This window comes from Pseudomonas sp. B21-051 (genome assembly GCF_024748795.1).
Classification (GTDB): Bacteria; Pseudomonadota; Gammaproteobacteria; order Pseudomonadales; family Pseudomonadaceae; genus Aquipseudomonas; species Aquipseudomonas putida_A.
Genome location: NZ_CP087166.1, coordinates 3,093,088 through 3,111,467, shown reverse-complemented (window position 1 = coordinate 3,111,467; position 18,380 = coordinate 3,093,088). Strand labels below are relative to the sequence as shown.

15 protein-coding genes are annotated in these 18,380 nt (G+C 59.0%); 6 read left to right on the top strand and 9 right to left on the bottom strand.

Annotated features, from left to right (window positions below; translation table 11 throughout):
• Positions 1-102: 102 nt before the first annotated feature.
• The gene (locus LOY52_RS13845) at positions 103-1,131 is read right to left on the bottom strand and encodes a LacI family DNA-binding transcriptional regulator (protein WP_258674379.1); all 1,029 of its coding nucleotides are present in this window, start codon (positions 1,129-1,131) and stop codon (positions 103-105) included.
• Positions 1,132-1,331: 200 nt separating this feature from the next.
• Between LOY52_RS13845 and LOY52_RS13840 the strand changes: the two genes are divergently transcribed.
• The 3 genes from LOY52_RS13840 to LOY52_RS13830 all read left to right on the top strand — a co-directional run bounded on the left by LOY52_RS13840 (position 1,332) and on the right by LOY52_RS13830 (position 6,639).
• Positions 1,332-2,126 (top strand): hypothetical protein, encoded by a 795-nt coding sequence (locus tag LOY52_RS13840; protein ID WP_258674377.1) that lies wholly within the window; start codon positions 1,332-1,334, stop codon positions 2,124-2,126.
• Positions 2,127-2,216: 90 nt separating this feature from the next.
• A complete protein-coding gene (locus LOY52_RS13835) occupies positions 2,217-4,190 on the top strand; it encodes a hypothetical protein (RefSeq protein WP_258674375.1) in 1,974 nt (657 codons plus the stop codon).
• Positions 4,191-4,404: 214 nt separating this feature from the next.
• Complete coding sequence (locus LOY52_RS13830; protein WP_258674373.1) at positions 4,405-6,639, top strand: autotransporter outer membrane beta-barrel domain-containing protein; 2,235 nt, start codon at positions 4,405-4,407, stop codon at positions 6,637-6,639.
• 77 nt (positions 6,640-6,716) lie between these two features.
• Here the strand turns inward: LOY52_RS13830 and LOY52_RS13825 are convergent, their stop codons facing one another.
• From LOY52_RS13825 to LOY52_RS13810, 4 genes are all read right to left on the bottom strand, one after another.
• Complete coding sequence (locus LOY52_RS13825; RefSeq protein ID WP_258674371.1) at positions 6,717-7,223, bottom strand: hypothetical protein; 507 nt, start codon at positions 7,221-7,223, stop codon at positions 6,717-6,719.
• A gap of 170 nt (positions 7,224-7,393) precedes the next feature.
• Positions 7,394-8,035 carry a DUF1345 domain-containing protein gene (locus LOY52_RS13820; RefSeq protein ID WP_258674369.1) on the bottom strand — a complete coding sequence of 214 codons (642 nt, stop codon included), beginning with the start codon at positions 8,033-8,035 and terminating at the stop codon, positions 7,394-7,396.
• Positions 8,036-8,175: 140 nt separating this feature from the next.
• Positions 8,176-11,274, bottom strand: coding sequence for an efflux RND transporter permease subunit (locus LOY52_RS13815; protein WP_258674368.1), 3,099 nt, complete (start codon positions 11,272-11,274; stop codon positions 8,176-8,178).
• A 15-nt stretch (positions 11,275-11,289) separates the two neighbouring features.
• A complete protein-coding gene (locus LOY52_RS13810) occupies positions 11,290-12,447 on the bottom strand; it encodes an efflux RND transporter periplasmic adaptor subunit (RefSeq protein WP_258674366.1) in 1,158 nt (385 codons plus the stop codon).
• Between the two features lie 277 nt (positions 12,448-12,724).
• On the opposite strand from LOY52_RS13810, the gene LOY52_RS13805 reads away from it, so the two are divergent.
• Entirely contained in the window at positions 12,725-13,426 is a 702-nt protein-coding gene (locus LOY52_RS13805; RefSeq protein ID WP_003224662.1) for a response regulator transcription factor, read from the top strand.
• Between the two features lie 4 nt (positions 13,427-13,430).
• Complete coding sequence (locus LOY52_RS13800; RefSeq protein ID WP_258674364.1) at positions 13,431-14,732, top strand: ATP-binding protein; 1,302 nt, start codon at positions 13,431-13,433, stop codon at positions 14,730-14,732.
• Between the two features lie 120 nt (positions 14,733-14,852).
• Here the strand turns inward: LOY52_RS13800 and pncA are convergent, their stop codons facing one another.
• From pncA to LOY52_RS13780, 4 genes are all read right to left on the bottom strand, one after another.
• Positions 14,853-15,479 (bottom strand): bifunctional nicotinamidase/pyrazinamidase, encoded by a 627-nt coding sequence (gene pncA, locus LOY52_RS13795; protein WP_258674362.1) that lies wholly within the window; start codon positions 15,477-15,479, stop codon positions 14,853-14,855.
• 50 nt (positions 15,480-15,529) lie between these two features.
• The gene (locus tag LOY52_RS13790; protein WP_258674360.1) at positions 15,530-16,288 is read right to left on the bottom strand and encodes an anti-sigma factor; all 759 of its coding nucleotides are present in this window, start codon (positions 16,286-16,288) and stop codon (positions 15,530-15,532) included.
• Positions 16,285-16,770 (bottom strand): RNA polymerase sigma factor, encoded by a 486-nt coding sequence (locus LOY52_RS13785; protein WP_408980438.1) that lies wholly within the window; start codon positions 16,768-16,770, stop codon positions 16,285-16,287. Before LOY52_RS13785 ends, LOY52_RS13790 begins: the two co-directional genes overlap by 4 nt.
• Before the next feature lie 63 nt (positions 16,771-16,833).
• Positions 16,834-17,367, bottom strand: coding sequence for a tetratricopeptide repeat protein (locus LOY52_RS13780; RefSeq protein ID WP_007963417.1), 534 nt, complete (start codon positions 17,365-17,367; stop codon positions 16,834-16,836).
• 175 nt (positions 17,368-17,542) lie between these two features.
• Between LOY52_RS13780 and LOY52_RS13775 the strand changes: the two genes are divergently transcribed.
• Positions 17,543-18,316, top strand: a complete 774-nt coding sequence (locus LOY52_RS13775) for a class I SAM-dependent methyltransferase (protein ID WP_258674357.1) — start codon at positions 17,543-17,545, stop codon at positions 18,314-18,316.
• Positions 18,317-18,380 lie beyond the last annotated feature (64 nt).

Below are 18,380 nucleotides of genomic sequence, written 5' to 3'. Positions count from 1 at the left end.
TCATCGCTGGCAAGCCAGCTCCCACAATGTTCAGGGGACTGGATAGACTGCATTAACACCACAAAAACCCGTGGGAGCTGGCTTGCCAGCGAAGGCGTCCGCTCAAACACCACCCATCCCTCGGGTAGAGCCCCGCTCAATCAGCACTGGCGCAAAATCTACCCTGCGCGGTGCTTCGCTATCCCCCCGCAAGCGCTTCAACAAACACTCAAACGCCCGCGCGCCAATCTCGGCTGTCGGCTGGGCGAGGGCGGTAATTCCGCTGCCCACCAACGGGTACCAATCCAGATCGTCCAGGGCAATCAGCCCGACATCCTCGAATAACCTGCAACCGATTTCGCGCAAGGCGAGGGTGCAGGCCAGCGCTGCCACGCCATTGGCGCAGAACAGTGCTTTAGGCCCGGTCGCCGGTGTGTCCAAAAAGATTTGAAGATGAGTGGCGAGTGCGTCGCTGGTTTCCAGCACCGCCCCGGTCAGCCCGGAGCGCTGGGCGATCTGCGTCTGAAAACTGCTGACCCGCTCGATCCGCGAACTGGTGCCGTCATAAGGCTCAGTCACCAGCAAAACATCGCGATAGCCGCGCTGCTCAAGATGCGTCAGCGCTATCTCGACAGCCTGCGGGTTATTCAGCCCGAGCATGTCGCTGGCGAGGCCTTCGACCTTGCGGTCCACCAACACCAGCGGCATTTCCCGGTGCAGTTCGTGGAGCTCGTCACGGTGATGGCCGAGGGTGTTCACGATCAGCCCTTCGATGTTGTACGAGCGCAACAGCGCCAGGTGCTGGCGCTCCTGCTCGTCGTCGCGGTCGGTGTTGCACACCACCAGGCTGTAACCCTGTGCACGGCAGGCGGTTTCCACCCCGTGCATCACGGCAATCGAATAAGGGTTGCGAATATCGGCCACGAGCATGCCGATCAGGCGCGTGCGGCCGCGCTTCAGGCCTCGGGCCATCTGATTGGGACTGTAGCCGAGTTCGGCAATCGCCTGCTCGATACGCTGGGCAATGGCATCAGAAAGCAGGGCGCGGTCGTCGCCGATGAAGCGCGAGACGCTGGCCTTGGAGACGCCGGCGCGTTCGGCGACATCAAGCATGGTCACGCGGCTGCGCTGGGCGGCGGAGAAGTCGTTCATCTAGGTGGGCCTTGTTTTTATGTCATGAAACCGGTTTCAGGAAACCTCATCAGCCGCGCTACGTCAACCGGATATTCGGCGAGTGATTAGACGAAATCTGACAGACGGTAGTTTGACCTGTCAGATATGACAGTAGGCCGATGCCGAGAACTGGCGCCTAATTGATTCCAGTACCGCTCTGGAAATCAACGGGGAATGACATGTCCGGCAATATTCTCGTCTATGACGCTCCGCAGGTTCGTGGTATCCCGCAAAGCGATCCTGCCGGGAACATTCCGCCTGATCTCCTGCTGAAAGGCATTGAGGTCATTATTCCTGTCTGGCCGGAACAGTCGCCACCCGGAGAGCAAGACACTCTGATTGTTCGACTGACACGAAGCGGTGTTGTCGAGTTTACTTCTACAACGACTTATACAACGCCTATTACAGCGCTCGAGATCATTATTCCCATTGGTCCACAGTTTCTGATCAATGATGGCGTCGTGGAGCTGTCTTATGAGACAAAAAACTTTGTGGGTAACCCGGCTCACTCTGATCCTCGAACTTTAACCATTAATCACACTCCCGTTCCGGACGATCTGCCCGAGCCAATGTTCCCCGCAGCCACTATACAGGGGTATCTCAATTGCAGTTCTAACCCTCCAGTCTGGGACGGGATTGAGGTCAAGGTACCGCCACTGCCGGCTTTTTGTCAGATTGGTGATGTCTGTGCTGTGGAATGGTTCGGTTATTTAAGTCTGAATGGCAGTGGAACTGTCATTCCGGGTACTTACAAACGAATCGACAAAACATTGTTGAGTGCTCAGGAAATTGCTGTTGGCTTCTCTATCACCGTAGAGCCATTTGTGCCGCATATAGAACCTATGAAAATGCGTGCATCGGGCAAGGCCGTTTATTCAATTTATCGTGGCTTCAGATTGATCGGGTCCTCAAGCAGCGGAGTGGTCAAGATTGACCGGATAATTGCCGGTGAAAACTTGCCGTGCGGTCCTTGAAAGTATTGGTACAAAGCGTCAAACCCTAGCACCGACTTTCGCGACTCGCTGGATAAGGTGCCTTTATGCATGAGAAACGGAGATCACGTCATGAACACCAGAGTAAGAAATACTGCCTTCAATAAACAGGTTCGGTTGCAAGGTAAAGGCCAATTGGATTTGCCCGGTGCCACTATTCCCGACAGAATTCCTGGAGATGGGCGTATTCCGAAGGAAATCTTGGATAAAAACCTGCCGCTGCCTTATACGATTCCTCAGCCACCTGAGGAATACGAGGGCGATACGCTGGACGTCAATCTATACATCAATGGTAGTACAACCCCCGTCCAGCTTTTATTCGATCATGAGCTGGGTCCAGTTGCCGGTCGCCTCTGGCCCCTGCCGCTCGAGATACCACTGACCCGGCTTGTAGAATTGCGAACACCGGAAACGCCCACCGAATATGTCCTTGAATACATCATCCAGGCCGGAGGCACTAACCCGACTCCGGCCGATACCACCCAATACCGCATCGACAGGACCTATCCTTACAAGGTCAAGGAACCAGCCTCGGACCTGTCGCCACCCGCGATCGCTTTTCCCGCAGATTTGCCACACGATCGGGAGATCGATGATGTCTACCTGGGCTCCCACCCTGGCGGTATCGACGTCAGAATCACGCTCGCAAGGTTGAATGCCGAAGCGACAGACGTTTGTGATATTTACTTTGGCATCACGACCGATCCGGACTATGCCACGCCCGTTCTGAAAGATGTGGTTGTTCCGCCGACCGGGTTTATCAACATTCCTCTCAGTATTCTCAGTGCTCTGAAGGATGGGGTGAATACGCTGACGTTCACGGTCAAGGATCGGGCGGGCAATATCAGTCGCAGGTCAAGAGCCGATACGCGAGTGGTCAGGCACCTTGCTCCCCCTGTGGCGGAGAAACCTGTTGTTCCGCTGGCAGATGGCAAGGATGGCGATACTTTGATTAATGTGGCGGATTGCGTGACTGGGGTCACCGTCGACGTGCCCGTTCCGCAACCCAGCGCGCCTTCCGACTCCATCAGGGTCTATTGGGGCAGTACGCAAGCAGGTTCCGAGCAACCTGTGGGCGCCAATACGATGCTGGTCTTTCCGGTGGATTACGCAATCATCAAAGCAGAATACGGTGTCACTGACGGGCCCGTTCCAACGAATGTCCGTTATGAAATGTTCCGGGGAGCTGGCGCGCCGATTGCCAAGGAAGACACCGATATCGACGTCGATATCTTCCAGGATGGTCCCCCAAATCGCGATGAGCCGAGTGACGTCAATCCGGACTTTGAGTTGCCACGACTGGTTTCTTCTCAAGGCGTCGATAACATCCTCGACGATAACGACCATGGCGAGGATGCGGACATCTTCGTAAAACTCTACGCCGCCCCTCCTGCCGAATCCGCGCTGTCAGTCACCGTGTTTTATGACGATGTACCGTTAACGCCGGATATCCTGTTGCAGCCTGGCGATGAGGGAAAGGAACTGGGGCCTGTTGTGGTGCCATGGAGTCTTATCGAGTTGAAACAAAACGCAACTATCAAGACCAAGTGGAGACTTTCCCGGATTGGCGGGAACAACCCGGTATTTTCGAGAGAAGAGGATGTTGTTGTAAACATCACAAAAATCGACTTGCCGGCCCCGGTGGTAAACGGTCTGTTCAGGAACCGGATTTCCTGCGCGACATTGAACTTCCCACCGACTGGGGATGGTACTGCTCGACGCAATCTCAAAGTGACTGTGCCGCAAAGTCCTTCAATGGTTGTCGGGCGTACCGTGACTTTGACTTGGGAAGGGTTCTCGGATGCAAACGCTACCGTTCCTATTCCGGGAACCCGCGTGCAAGTAATTGACAGACCGGTTCCGGATCCTGTTGTAGATATGGAGTTTGAAATCGGCGTATACGCAACTCATCTGAAACCTGTATCAGGAGGCTGGGGCAAACTGACCTACACAATCTCCAGCGTTATACCGGAATCGACACCTGCCATTCACGGCGTATTCCTGCTCAATAACGAAGGTCAATTTTGTGAGGAAGTCAACCCTTGATTGACGTGTGAATCAATGGGGGCGTGTATTCGTTTCACGCCCTCATGTTCACATCTGCGTTTTGATCTTCGTGTGCATAGAGTTATCGCTCATGAAATAAGGATAAGTCCTACAGATAACAAAGTAATTGCTCTATAGCCTTGCGCCCCTTCAGAAACGAGATGCAGGCATCTCGTCGTATTCGATCGTTTATTTTTCGGAGCAGGTGACCAGTATGTATTTACGTTCGTTCCATGGCTTTTCATTGAAAGGATTGTGCTTGCCATTCCTGGTGATCTCTCCCTTTGCCAGTGCAGCACCCGTAGTAGGAGGCACCGCGAACGTCAATACAGGGGATGCCATCGAACGCTGGGATCTCACTCAAAATGCCACGCTGAACGTCAACAATGCCGAGACCCTGGCAATCACCGCCAACCGCTCGACGGTGAATGTCAACGCTGGTAGCCGAACTCAGGGTATCAGTGCCACCAACAACTCGACGGTCAATCTGAGCGGCGCCAACCTGTCGAGCGTAGGTGCCCGAGCGGGTTTGCAGCTTGTCTCAAGTCTGGGCAACGTCGACAACAGCACGATCAATGCGGACAGAATCGGCCTGTCGGCGGCGCGCGTGTCCGGCACGCAGGCGGGCTCGACAGCCAATGTCACCAATAACAGCATCATCACCGGCGTGACCGCTGGCGCCCTGGCCACCTCCCACAGCCTGATCAATGTCGCCGACTCGACCCTTGAGGGAACCGGCCCTTCGGGTTATGGCCTGTGGCTGCAGAGTGCTGATGCCGTTGCCAGAAACAGTACCCTCACGGGTGCTCGGAACGGTGTCTTCATCGCGCTGGATGTAACGGGCGTAGCACCCGCCACGTTGAATCTGGACAACACCACTGTTCAGGGTAAAAACGGTTCCGCCATTCTGGTGGATTTCGCTAATGTCGAGCGGACCACCGCGACATTGACACTCTCCAACTCCAGACTTCTGGCGAGCAACAACACCTTGGTTGAGGTCAGGGGCGGTTCCGATGTCTCGATGACCGTCAACAGCAGCACACTCAACGGCGATATCGTGACGGAGGCGGGCAGCACGTTCGGGCTGACCTTGCAGAACAGTTCGGTGCTGACTGGCCGCCTTGGAAACGTGGCCAACGCCACGATCAACGACAACTCACAATGGGTGCTGGTGGACAACAGCCAAGTCGGAAATCTTGTGCTCAATGGCGGTTCCGTCAAATTCGGGGCAGACAACGCGTTCTATCAACTGGATGTGACCAATCTGTCCGGCAACGGCCGTTTCATCATGGGTACCGATCTGGCGACCGGCCAGACCGATTTGCTCAACGTCACCGGCACAGCCAGCGGTTCGCACGAATTGCTCATCGACAGCAGCGGTACGGAACCGCCTGCGGGTCAGCCAGTGACGGTGGTCAAGACCAACGGTGGCTCCGCACAATTTTCGCTGCAGGGCAATGTCGTCGATCAAGGCGCGTATTCCTACGCATTGGCCAAGAGTGGCAACGACTGGATTCTCGACCCGACCTCTCGCATTGTCAGCCCGGGCGCACGCTCGGTACTGGCCCTGTTCAATACGCCGCTGCCGACCTGGTATGGCGAGCTGACCTCGTTGCGCAGCCGGATGGGTGAGTTGCGTTTCAATGGCGGGCAGGGCGGCGCCTGGGGACGGACCTATGGCAATCAATATCAGATCGCTGACGGATCCGGTGTCGGCTACCGGCAGAGTCAGGTGGGGTTCACCCTGGGGGCTGACACCATCCTGCCGGTAGGGGACGGTCAGTGGCTGGTTGGTGTGATGGGCGGCCACAGCAAGTCCGACCTCGATCTGGATGCGGGCACGTCGGGCAATGTCGACAGTTACTACCTGGGCACCTACGCCACCTGGCTGGATGCAAGCGGTTACTACGCCGATGCAGTGTTGAAAGTGAACCGGTTTCGCAACGAAGCGAAGGTCAGCCTGAGCGACGGCGCCCGGGCCAAAGGTGACTATGACAACACGGGGGTAGGCGGATCGGTGGAATTCGGTCGGCACATCAAGCTTGACGACGGTTATTTCGTCGAGCTGTTCACCAAGTGGTCGACTGTGGTCATTCAAGGCAAGGACTTTTCGCTGGACAACGATTTGCAGGCAGACGGTGGCCGCGCACGTTCACTCCTCGGTGAAGCGGGTGTGACGGCGGGTCGCAACTTCAAACTGAACAATGACGTTGAACTGCAACCTTATCTGCGGGTGGGTGGCGGCTATGAGTTCGCCAAAAACAACGAAGTGAAGGTCAATGACAACGTGTTCAAGAACGATCTTTCCGGGGCTCGGGGAATGGTCGGAGCCGGTATCGCGGCATCGGTATCGAAAAACCTGCAAATGCATGCCGACTATGAATACAGCCACGGCAAGAACTTCCGTCAACCCGCCGGATTGACCCTGGGCTTGCGATACGCGTTCTGATCGGCGTCCTGGAAATGAGAGAAGGAGGCTTCGGCCTCCTTTTCTTTTAGATGGCTAACTGGCCTGGCGTCGATCAATCAGCATGGACCCCTGCGGGATGACGGTGGACGCGGAATTCGCCGCGTAGGTGGTGTTGGCAGGGCTTTAAAGTCGACTCGCAGATTGACGTTTCTAATTGTGTCCTCATCCCGATTTTCGAGTGTGGCGCTAATAGTGCCACTGAAAATGGAATTGTCAGCGTCGAATGCGAGTTCAGCTATTCCAATGCTGTTGGTATAGGCGACTGGTTTGTCGGGTGTAGAACTATCGACAAAAAGTACACGGACGCTGGTAGAGTCGGGCAACAATCCATATTTGCCGTCCGCGAGACCCTTGGTAAAAGAAACCTTGAGTTCCTTGGTTTCGTATTTCGGAGCTGCCCCCCTCTGTGTGGCCTGCATGACGTGCGCCACACCAAGAGGCGGGGGGTAGTGCGCCTCAGAAAGTACAACCAAACCGGCCTCGAAATCCTCCGTTCCATTGATTGTTCCTTTACATGTGCCTGCCATCACTGATTGGTGTGTCACTTTTGCTATTGCGTTCATAAAAACATCCTCGGCTGTCATGACAAGTGATATCTCGCCACTCAATAGAGGCGGGATAGCCTATGAGATGCCAGCCGGGCGAAGCTGTAAACTGTCAGACTTGACAGGTATACAACGCCGTTTTCATGTGATTTTTTATTGGCGTCGATTCTTGTGTTGCTGAATGACCTTCAACCAAACAACCCTGCCGCAATATTGATCGAGAAGCCCAGAATCGCCGTGTTGAACACAAACCCGATCAATGACTGTGCCAGCACGATCTTGCGAATGTCGCGGGTAGCGACGCCGACATCGGCAGTCTGCACCGCCACGCCGATGGTGAACGAAAAGTAAAGGAAGTCCCAATAATTGGGTGTGGTCAGGCCTTCGGCAAAACGCAGGGCTGGTTCCTTGCCGTCCCAGGTGTAAAACAGGCGCGCGTAGTGCACACAGAAGATCACCCCGATCACCAGCCATGACCCCACCACGGTGACGGCAGTGAAAGCGTAATGCAGCAGTTTGCGATGGGTATCCAGATCCTTGGTACCTGCCAGTTCAAGCGTGATGGCGGCCAGACTGGCCAACGCCGCGATACACACCACGAACAGCACCAGTCCGGCATTTTCGTCTTCGACGACGGCGATACGCTTGACGTCTGGCGCCTTGGCGCGAACGGTCAGCCAGAACATCAGGATCAAATAAGTCCAGACGCCGGCATTCCAGCCGATGAGGATTTTGCTGACGATGGAGTCGGCAGGAACCAGCAGGCCGGAGGCAAGGCCGACCAGGGCGGCAGCGGACAGGCGAGGGTGGGTGCGGGCGAGAAAGCGCATGGGGACTCACAGTGATGATCAATCCCTGCACCTTAGCGCACGCAACCGTGCTTTTGTAGGAGCTGCCGCAGGCTGCGATCTTTTGAGTCTTTTTTATCAAGATCAAAAGATCGCAGCCTTCGGCAGCTCCTACAGTGGGATCAGTGGTGTCTGGTGAAGCGTTGTACGAGCTTCATCACCACCACGAAGAACAACGGCACGAAGATCACCGCCAGGGTTGCGGTGATCATCCCTCCGATCACCCCGGTACCGATTGCCTGCTGGCTTGCCGAGCTGGCGCCGGTGGCGATGGCCAACGGCACCACGCCCAGGATGAACGCCAGCGAAGTCATCACGATCGGCCGCAGGCGCAGGCGCGCTGCCTGCAGCGTCGCATCGATCAGATCGTGGCCCTCGTCATACAGGCTCTTGGCGAATTCGATGATCAGGATTGCGTTCTTCGCCGACAGACCGATGATGGTAATCAGCCCGACCTTGAAGAACACATCGTTGGGCATGCCGCGCAAGGTCACCGCCAACACTGCGCCGAGCACACCTAGCGGCACCACCAGCAGCACCGAGGTCGGAATCGACCAGCTCTCGTACAGCGCCGCCAGGCACAGGAACACGATCAGCAGCGACAGACCGAGCAGGATCGGCGCCTGGCTGCCGGACAACCGCTCCTGCAATGACAGCCCGGTCCATTCCTGACCCAGACCTTTCGGCCCCTGAGCGACCAGCCGTTCAATCTCCGCCATTGCTTCACCGGTGCTGTGGCCAGGCGACGGTTCGCCGGAAATCGCAATCGCCGGATAACCGTTATAACGGGTAAGTTGCGCCGGGCCTTGCGTCCACTTGGCCTGAACGAACGCCGACAGCGGCACCATGTGCCCGGCGTTATTGCGCACATGCATTTTCAGCAAATCATCGACCTGACTGCGCTGATCGCCTTCGGCCTGTACCACCACCCGCTGCATGCGCCCCTGATTGGGGAAGTCATTGATGTAGGAGGAACCCACGGCGGTAGACAACACGTTGCCGATGTCGGCGAACGACACGCCCAATGCGTTGGCCTGTTTGCGGTCCACTTCCAGCTGTACCTGCGGCGCTTCGGCCAGCGCGCTTTCGCGCACGTTCATCAGCACCGGGCTTTTTTCTGCGGCGGCGAGCAGTTCAGTGCGCGCCTGCATCAGTGTGGCGTGACCGAGACCGCCGCGATCCTGCAGACGGAATTCGAAGCCGCTCGACGTCCCCAGGCCGTCAACCGGCGGCGGCAACACCGCGAACGCGATGGCATCCTTGATCTGACTCAGGGCGATATTGGCGCGGTCGGCAATCGAAGTAGCCGAATCGTCGCTGCCGCGCTCCGACCAGTCCTTGAGGGTGGTGAACGCCAGCGCCGCATTCTGCCCGCTACCGGAGAAGCTGAAGCCGAGAATCACCGTGCTGTCGCCCACCCCCGGTTCACTGGCGTTGTGCGCTTCGATCTGCTCGACCACCTGCACCGTACGGTTCTTGCTTGCACCCGGCGGCAACTGGATATCGGTGATGGTGTACCCCTGATCCTCAACCGGCAGGAACGAGGAGGGCAGGCGTGCAAAGCACAAGCCCATACCGATCAGCAGCACGCCGTAGATCAGCAGATAACGTCCGCTGCGCTTCAGGGCGTAGCCGACCCAGCCTTGATAGCGATCGGTCAGTTGCTCGAAGCGGCGGTTGAACCAGCCGAAGAATCCGCTCTTCTGGTGGGGCTCGCCCTTGGCAATCGGCTTGAGCAGCGTGGCGCACAGTGCAGGCGTCAGAGTCAGGGCGAGGAATGCCGAGAACAGGATCGAAGTCGCCATCGACAGCGAGAACTGTCGGTAAATCACGCCCACCGAACCCTGCATGAACGCCATCGGGATGAATACCGCCACCAGCACCAGGGTAATACCGATGATCGCCCCGGTAATCTGTTTCATGGCCTTGCGCGTAGCCTCCTTCGGCGACAGGCCTTCAGTGGCCATGATCCGCTCGACGTTCTCCACCACGACGATGGCGTCGTCCACCAGAATGCCGATCGCCAGCACCATGCCGAACATGGTCAGAACGTTGATCGAGAAACCCAGCGCGAGCATGGTGGCGAAGGTGCCCATCAGGGCCACCGGCACCACCAGCGTCGGGATCAGCGTGTAGCGGATGTTCTGCAGGAACAGGAACATCACCGCAAACACCAGCAGCATCGCTTCACCGAGGGTGTAGACAACCTTGGTGATCGAGACTTTGACGAACGGCGAGGTGTCGTACGGAATTTTGTATTCGACGCCGGCCGGGAAGTAGCGCGACAGCTCGTCCATCTTCGCCCGGATCAATGTGGCGGTCGCCAGCGCATTGGCCCCAGGCGCCAACTGCACGCCGACGGCGGTGGACGGCTTGCCGTTCAGGCGCGTGCCGAACTGGTATTCCTGACTGCCGACTTCGACCCGTGCCACATCGCCGATGCGCACGGTGGAGCCGTCGGGGTTGGCCTTGAGCACGATGTCGGCGAATTCTTCCGGCGTCGACAACTGACCCTTGACCAGAATGGTCGCGGTGATTTCCTGCGTAGACGGGTTGGGTAAATCGCCGATGCTGCCTGCCGAAACCTGCGCGTTCTGCGCGACGATGGCCGCGTTGACGTCAGCTGGCGTCAGGTTGAAACCGATCAGCTTCTGCGGGTCGATCCAGATCCGCATCGCCCGTTCGGCGCCGTACAGCTGCGCCTTGCCGACGCCGTCGATGCGTTTGATCTCGTTCATCACGTTGCGAGCCAGATAATCACTGAGCGCCACGTCATCGAGCTTGCCGTCGCTGGAGGTCAGGGTGATCAGCAGCAGGAAACCGGCAGAGACTTTCTCCACCTGCAAACCTTGCTGGTTCACCGCCTGCGGCAGGCGCGACTCGACCACTTTGAGACGGTTCTGCACATCGACCTGCGCCAGTTCCGGGTTGGTGCCTGGCTGGAAGGTGGCCTTGATCGTCGCGCTGCCGAGGCTGCTCTGCGATTCGAAGTACAGCAGGTGATCGGCGCCGTTGAGCTCTTCTTCGATCAGGCTGACCACGCTTTCATCGACGGTCTGCGCCGAGGCGCCAGGGTACACGGCGTAGATTTCGATCTGTGGCGGCGCGACGTCGGGGTACTGCGCCACCGGCAATTGCGGAATGGCCAGCGCACCGGCCAACAGGATGAACAGGGCGACAACCCAGGCGAACACCGGGCGATCGATAAAAAACTGCGGCATAAGAAAGCGTCCTGCTTACTGACCAGAGGTCTGGGCAAGTGGAAGAGGGGTGTCGTCGATCTGCACTTTTTCGCCTGGACGGGCGTGCTGCAGGCCTTCAATGACAATGCGGTCGCCGGGCTTGAGGCCGCCGATGACGATCCAGCGGTCGTTTTGCACCGCGCCCAGTTGCACCGGCTGCTGGGCCACTCGCATCTGCTGGTCGACGGTCAGCACCTGAGCGATACCGGCGCTGTCACGCTGCACTGCACGTTGCGGTACGGTGATGCCGTTCTGCACGGTCGCTTGTTGCAGGCGTACGCGGATGAAACTGCCCGGCAACAGATCGAGATCGGGATTGGGGAACTCGCTGCGCAGGATGATCTGGCCAGTGCCCGGGTCGACCGTGATGTCGCTGAACAGCAACTTGCCCGGCAACGGATAGAGGCTGCCGTCATCCTGAATCAGCGTGGCCTTGACCTGATCCTGACCGACTTCCTGCAATTGCCCGGAGCGGAACGCGCGGCGCAATTCGTTGAGCTCACGGGTCGACTGGGTGAGGTCGGCGTAGATCGGATTGAGCTGCTGAATCAGCGCCAGCGGCGTGGTTTCGTTTTGCCCGACCAGCGCACCTTCGGTGACCAGGGCGCGGCCGACACGCCCGGAAATCGGCGCGGTGACGGTGGCGTAGCCGAGGTTCAGCTTCGCGCGTTCTACCGCAGCCTTATTGGCTGCCACATCGGCGGCGGTTTGCCGGGCATTGGCGCGGGCGTTGTCGTAATCCTGAGCGCTGATGGCCTTGTCGTCGATCAACTGCGCGTAGCGTTGTTCCTGCAGCCTGGCCTGGAAGGCATTGGCCTCGGCCTTGCGCAGCGCGGCTTCGGCGCTATCGAGATCAGCCTTGAATGGCGCCGGGTCGATGCGAAACAGCACGTCGCCCTTCTTCACGTCGCTGCCTTCACGAAAGGTCCGTTGCAACACCACACCGGCCACCCGGGCGCGCACCTCGGCGATGCGCGGGGCGGCGATACGCCCGCTCAGTTCGCTGCTGATCGACAGGGGGCGGGCCTCGATGGTCTCGATGCGCACGGTGGCCGGCGGCGCTTCTTCTTCGGCCTTCGAGGACGAATCACAGGCGCTCAGCAACAGCGCAGCGGCGATGAGGCCGAGCCCGGCCAGCAGATTTTTCGACATGTACCACCCCCAATATTGAAGCCCGCATCCTAAGGCCAGACGCCGAGGGTAGCGGTGAAGCTTTGTAGGCGCTGTGTGAAATTGTGTAAGGGTTTTACTCAGTGACGGGTGAGGGCGTATATCCTTTACGCCTTGAATTCTTTTGTGACGGTTGGACCGCTTTCGCGAGCAGGCTCGCTCCCACACAGGTTTTGTGATCGACGCAAAATCAAGGTGGGAGCGAGCCTGCTCGCGAAGAGGGTCTGACATCCACCACAGCAATATCTGGAACACCCCCATGCCCAACATCCTCCTGGTCGAAGACGACACCGCCCTCGCCGAACTGATTTCCAGCTACCTGGAGCGCAACGGCTATTCCGTCAGCGTGATCGGCCGTGGTGACCACGTGCGTGAGCGGGCACGGATCAATCCGCCCGATCTGGTGATCCTCGACCTGATGCTGCCGGGCCTCGACGGCTTGCAAGTCTGCCGCTTGCTGCGGGCCGATTCGGCGACGCTGCCGATCCTGATGCTGACCGCGCGCGACGACAGCCACGATCAGGTGCTGGGCCTGGAAATGGGCGCCGACGATTACGTCACCAAACCCTGCGAGCCACGGGTTCTGCTGGCCCGGGTGCGTACTTTGCTGCGGCGCAGCAGCCTCGGTGAACCGATGACGGTCAATGACCGGATTGTGATGGGCAATCTGTGCATCGACTTGTCCGAGCGCACCGTGACCTGGCGCGAGCAACCGGTGGAGCTGTCCAGCGGCGAATACAATTTGCTGGTGGTGCTGGCCCGGCATGCCGGTGAAGTGCTGAGCCGCGACCAGATCCTGCAACGCCTGCGCGGCATCGAGTTCAACGGCACCGACCGCTCGGTGGACGTGGCGATCTCCAAGCTGCGGCGCAAGTTCGACGACCACGCCGGCGAGGCGCGCAAGATCAAGACGGTATGGGGCAAGGGCTACCTGTTCAGCCGCTCCGAGTGGGAATGCTGAGCTGATGTTCAGAATTCTCTTTCGCCTGTATCTGGTGACGATCGTCTCCTACAGTGCGGCGATCTATCTGGTGCCGGATCTGGTGATCATGGCGTTCCGCGAGCGCTTCATCACTTACAACCTCGACTATTCGCGCGGCCTGCAATCGCTGATCACCCGGCAGTTTCACTCGGTGCCGCAGGATCAGTGGCCGGCACTGGCGCAGTCGATGGACAAGGACTTCCAGCCGCTGCACATCGATCTGGCGCGCATCGACGACGCCGGGTTCACCGCCGCAGAGCAGGTGCGTTTGCGCGCAGGGGAAAACGTGGTGCGCATTGGCGATTGGGGCTGGCGCACCTTGGCGGTCACGCCGCTGAACGATGACGTCGCCGTGCAAATGGTGGTGCCGCCGGATCCGCTGGACGTCAATCTGTTGTACTGGAGCATCAACGTGCTGATCGGCGCGAGCATGCTCGCCTGCCTGCTGCTGTGGATTCGCCCGCACTGGCGCGATCTGGAACGTCTCAAGGGTGCTGCCGAACGCTTCGGCAAGGGGCATCTGAACGAGCGCACGCAAATCCCCGCCAGTTCCAACATCGGCAGCCTGGCCAACGTGTTCGACACCATGGCCGGCGACATCGAAAATCTGCTCAATCAGCAGCGCGACCTGCTCAATGCGGTGTCCCATGAGTTGCGTACACCGCTGACCCGTCTGGACTTCGGTCTGGCCCTGGCGCTATCGGATGACTTACCGGCGACCAGTCGCGAGCGCCTGCAAGGGCTGGTTGCGCACATTCGCGAACTGGATGAGTTGGTGCTGGAATTGCTGTCTTACAGCCGTCTGCAGAACCCGGCGCAATTGCCCGAACAGGTTGAGGTTTCGCTGGATGAGTTCATCGACAGCATTCTGGGCAGCGTCGATGAAGAGCTGGAATCACCGGACATCGTCATTGATGTGTTGCTGAATGGTCAGCTCGAACGCTTTTCGCTGGATCCGCGCCTGACTGCCCGGGCGATCCAGAATCTGCTGCGCAATGCCATGCGCTATTGCGAAAAACGCATTCAGATTGGCGTGCAGGTCACCCCTGATGGCTGCGGGATCTGGGTCGACGATGATGGCATTGGCATCCCGGATGACGAGCGCGAGCGGATTTTCGAACCGTTCTATCGCCTCGATCGCAGTCGTGATCGGGCTACTGGTGGGTTTGGCCTGGGTCTGGCCATCAGCCGTCGGGCGCTGGAGGCGCAAGGCGGGACGTTGACGGTGGAGAGTTCGCCATTGGGTGGGGCGAGGTTCAGATTGTGGTTGCCCACTGCCAGCTGAGCATCAAGCCCCTGTAGGAGCTGTCGAGTGAAACGAGGCTGCGATCTTTTGATCTTGTTCTTGAAATCAGAATCAAAAGATCGCAGCGTGCCGCAGCTCCTACTGGGAGTGGCGTGTTGCTCAGAGGAGTTGGTTTGACTGAATCAGGCCAACCCCGGCCGTCTGCATTCGTTCCATCGCCGTCGCCCGTGATCCATCCATATCAATGGCGCGACAGGCATCCAGCACTACAAACGCGTTGAACCCCTCCGCCCGCGCATCCAGCGCCGAGAACATCACACAGAAGTCCAGCGCCAGGCCGACCATGTACACCGTATCGATACCGCGTTCTTTCAGGTATCCGGCCAGACCGGTGGTGGTGCGCCGGTCCGCCTCGAGAAACGCCGAATAGCTGTCGATGTCCGGATTGCAGCCCTTGCGGATGATCAGTTGCGCGTGAGGCAGATCCAGCTTCGGATGAAACTCGGCACCGGACGTGCCTTGCACGCAATGATCCGGCCAGAGGGTCTGCTCGCCGTAGGGCAACTGAATGACCTCATACGGTTTGCGTCCGGGATGACTGGAGGCAAATGACGCGTGGCCGGTCGGGTGCCAGTCCTGGGCAATGATCACTTGTTTGAACAAGCCGCTGAGGCGATTGATCAGCGGGACAATCAGATCGCCTTCGGGGACGGCCAGTTGGCCGCCCGGGGTGAAGTCGTTCTGCACGTCAATGACCAGCAGGGCGCTGCGGGGTGAAATCTGCATCGATGCTTCCTCCTTGGATAATCACGCGCTCAGCATAATGGCAGCAGCACTCATGCGCTCAACCGACCGATCAAGCGCTTGGCCAGATCTTCCAGTTCCGGCGCCGGGTTGTGCCCGATCAACATCCACGCATGCTCACCTTCGGTCCAGTACACCACGTTCATTTCATGCCGTCGTTCGTGCGCCAATGGCCGGCTGCCGCTGTTGGAGCGGGTCACGCACAAGGCCAGCGGCCCATGTCTGGCGTCCAGATAGGTGAGTTGCGCAATCGGTACGCCGTCGTACTCGAGCATTTGTGCGCGCTTGAGTTCGGCACCCGGCAACTTCAGTAGCGCCGGTGACAGGTTCAGGCCGAGCCGCGCGTCCACCGTACGCAATTGCGCGCGTTGGCTGGCCTCGTCGCTCGGCAAATGATCGAGCGTTTGCGGCACATACAGCGCCATGTAGTCGCCAACCAGGGCGCGCCAGTTATGCGCTGGCTGTGACTGCCAGGCGAGAAACAGACGATCAGCCAATACACCGCCAGCCAGCAGACTCGCGGCGGCCGCACCGATAAACCAGCGTCGACTCAGGCCAGGCCGCTGAGGGGCGGGGATGGCATTGAGGCGCGCCTGCAAACGTTCCAGCGGTGCCTGTTGCGCCAGTTCGTCATAGGCATCCTTGTAAGGCAAGCTGCTGCGTTCGAACCATTGCACGCGCAGGCTGAGCAACGGGTCGTCGGCAATCGCGCTGTCGAGTTGGGCGCGATACGCGGGGTCCAGCTCGTCGTCGAGGTAGGCCACCAGTTGTTCGTCGGAGGGCTTGTTCATGGGTGGTCACCTCCGGTGGTTTTCGGCACCGCTTGCAGCGGCGGGTACTCGGCCAGTTTCAGGCGCGCGGTGGCCAGACGGCTCATCACGGTACCGATCGGCACTTGCAGGATCTCGGCGACTTCGCGATAGGACAGGCCTTCGACGTAAGCCAGGTACACGGTTTCACGCTGGGTTTCCGGCAACGCATCGACCCGGCGAATCACCTGCGCCGCCATCACGTGAGTTTGTGCGGCGTATTCGCCGTCGAACGCCAGTTGCCCGTCGGCATCGACTTGTCCCGCACCCTGACGCACCCGACGCGCGCGCACTTCGTTGAGCCAGATCGAATGCAGGATGCTCAGCAACCAGCGATCCATGCGCGTGCCGGCCACATATTGGCCGGCACGCTCCAGCGCCCGTACACACGTGGCCTGCACCAGATCCTCGGCCACGTGCCGATTGCGCGACAGCAGCAGGCCGTAGCGCCACAGCCGTGCCAGATGCTGTCCGAGTTCCGCCCTGAATGCCTGATCGCTGACGATGATGGCGTTCCTTTATCTATGTCAGGTTTTCGATGAATCGTTGATGGCTTCAGCCAGGTCCTGGTATTCCTCGCAGGATGTGCCGCAAATCGATTTGATCTGCTGCAACTGCTCCTGCGCCAGGTCGACGCGGCCTTTGATCACATAGGCCTCGCCGAGGTATTCACGCACTTGCGCGTACTGCGGATCGAGTTTCACCGATTGCAGGTAATAGCCGATGCCTTCATCGGTACGCCCCAGTTTTCGTGTGGCGTAACCGCGATAGTTGAGGGCTTTGGCGGTGTTCGGTTGTTTCAGGGTGTCGAGCAGGGCCAGGGCCTCTTCGTAGCGACCGTCCTTGGCCAATCTGTAGGCGTAATCGGTACGATCGGCATCCGGTACGGCGCTACTGGTCTGCAGCACGCATTTCTGCGATTTGCTGTCCCAGACCTGGCCTTTGGGGCAGTTGGGTTTCTGCACGGGCGCACTTTCATCACCGTTGGCAAACGCCATCGACGCAGACAGTGCGGTCACAAGCAGCAACGGGGCGGCGAACATAACGGAACGGATAGTCATGGGCAAGGCTCCACTGAGGGTTATGTTTCACTTTGAACACCACAGCCCGGCATTTTATTCATTGCTTTGTCAGGCTCTGTTCAAGGTACGCGCAAATCTCGGCGTTATGCTCGGGAACGCCTGCCGTCCATCCAGCGCTTTGCCATCACCCGGCGCTGACACATGAGGAACTGCCATGAAAGATCAGGTCCATCACTCCGCTGCTGCCGGCTACAAGACTGCCGCCGACACCTACATCAAGGGCCGCCCGGACTACCCGCCGCAGGTCAGTCAGTGGCTGACGCAGACGTTGGGTCTGGACAGTCACAAGACTGTCATCGATCTGGGCGCCGGTACCGGCAAGTTCACCGGACGGCTGGCGGCCACCGACGCGCAGGTGATCGCCGTGGAGCCGGTGGCGCAGATGCTGGAAAAACTTTCCGCTGCCTGGCCGCAGGTGTTGGCGGTGAGCGGCACCGCGACCGATCTGCCACTGCCCGACGCTTCGGTGGATGCAGTGGTCTGCGCACAGGCGTTCCATTGGTTCGCCACCCCGGAAGCCCTGACGGAAATCGCCCGCGTGCTCAAGCCTGGCGGCAGACTCGGGCTGATCTGGAACCTGCGCGATACGCAGGTCAGCTGGGTACCGAAACTCGACGCTATCGTCAATGCGCTGGAAGGGGACACGCCGCGTTATTACACCGGCCAGTGGCGTCAGGCGTTTCCGCATCCGGCGTTCGGGCCGTTGCAGTTGCAGCAGTTTCATCACGGGCACACCGGCTCGCCGGAAGACGTGATCTTCAATCGGGTGCGCTCCACCAGTTTCATTGCGGCCTTGCCGCAGGCGCAGCGCGACAAGGTCGATGAGCAGATCCGCGCGCTGATTGCCTCGGAGCCGGCGTTGCGTGGCCGGCATGTGCTGACAGTGCCTTATGAGACGGCGGCGTATGTGGCGGTGAAGGGCGGTTAGATTCTTTGCTGCACATACAAAACCCTGTAGGAGCTGCCGCAGGCTGCGATCTTTTGATCTTCAA

Bases quoted from the DNA above. Each gene is read 5' to 3' on its own strand.
- LOY52_RS13805 (WP_003224662.1), top strand. From the start codon at position 12,725: ATGCCCAACATCCTCCTGGTCGAAGACGACACCGCCCTCGCCGAACTG.
- LOY52_RS13810 (WP_258674366.1), bottom strand. From the start codon at position 12,447: ATGTCGAAAAATCTGCTGGCCGGGCTCGGCCTCATCGCCGCTGCGCTG.
- LOY52_RS13790 (WP_258674360.1), bottom strand. From the start codon at position 16,288: ATGAACAAGCCCTCCGACGAACAACTGGTGGCCTACCTCGACGACGAG.
- LOY52_RS13780 (WP_007963417.1), bottom strand. From the start codon at position 17,367: ATGACTATCCGTTCCGTTATGTTCGCCGCCCCGTTGCTGCTTGTGACC.
- LOY52_RS13840 (WP_258674377.1), top strand. From the start codon at position 1,332: ATGTCCGGCAATATTCTCGTCTATGACGCTCCGCAGGTTCGTGGTATC.
- LOY52_RS13830 (WP_258674373.1), top strand. From the start codon at position 4,405: ATGTATTTACGTTCGTTCCATGGCTTTTCATTGAAAGGATTGTGCTTG.
- LOY52_RS13815 (WP_258674368.1), bottom strand. From the start codon at position 11,274: ATGCCGCAGTTTTTTATCGATCGCCCGGTGTTCGCCTGGGTTGTCGCC.
- LOY52_RS13800 (WP_258674364.1), top strand. From the start codon at position 13,431: ATGTTCAGAATTCTCTTTCGCCTGTATCTGGTGACGATCGTCTCCTAC.
- LOY52_RS13845 (WP_258674379.1), bottom strand. From the start codon at position 1,131: ATGAACGACTTCTCCGCCGCCCAGCGCAGCCGCGTGACCATGCTTGAT.
- LOY52_RS13775 (WP_258674357.1), top strand. From the start codon at position 17,543: ATGAAAGATCAGGTCCATCACTCCGCTGCTGCCGGCTACAAGACTGCC.
- LOY52_RS13835 (WP_258674375.1), top strand. From the start codon at position 2,217: ATGAACACCAGAGTAAGAAATACTGCCTTCAATAAACAGGTTCGGTTG.
- LOY52_RS13825 (WP_258674371.1), bottom strand. From the start codon at position 7,223: ATGAACGCAATAGCAAAAGTGACACACCAATCAGTGATGGCAGGCACA.
- pncA (WP_258674362.1), bottom strand. From the start codon at position 15,479: ATGCAGATTTCACCCCGCAGCGCCCTGCTGGTCATTGACGTGCAGAAC.
- LOY52_RS13820 (WP_258674369.1), bottom strand. From the start codon at position 8,035: ATGCGCTTTCTCGCCCGCACCCACCCTCGCCTGTCCGCTGCCGCCCTG.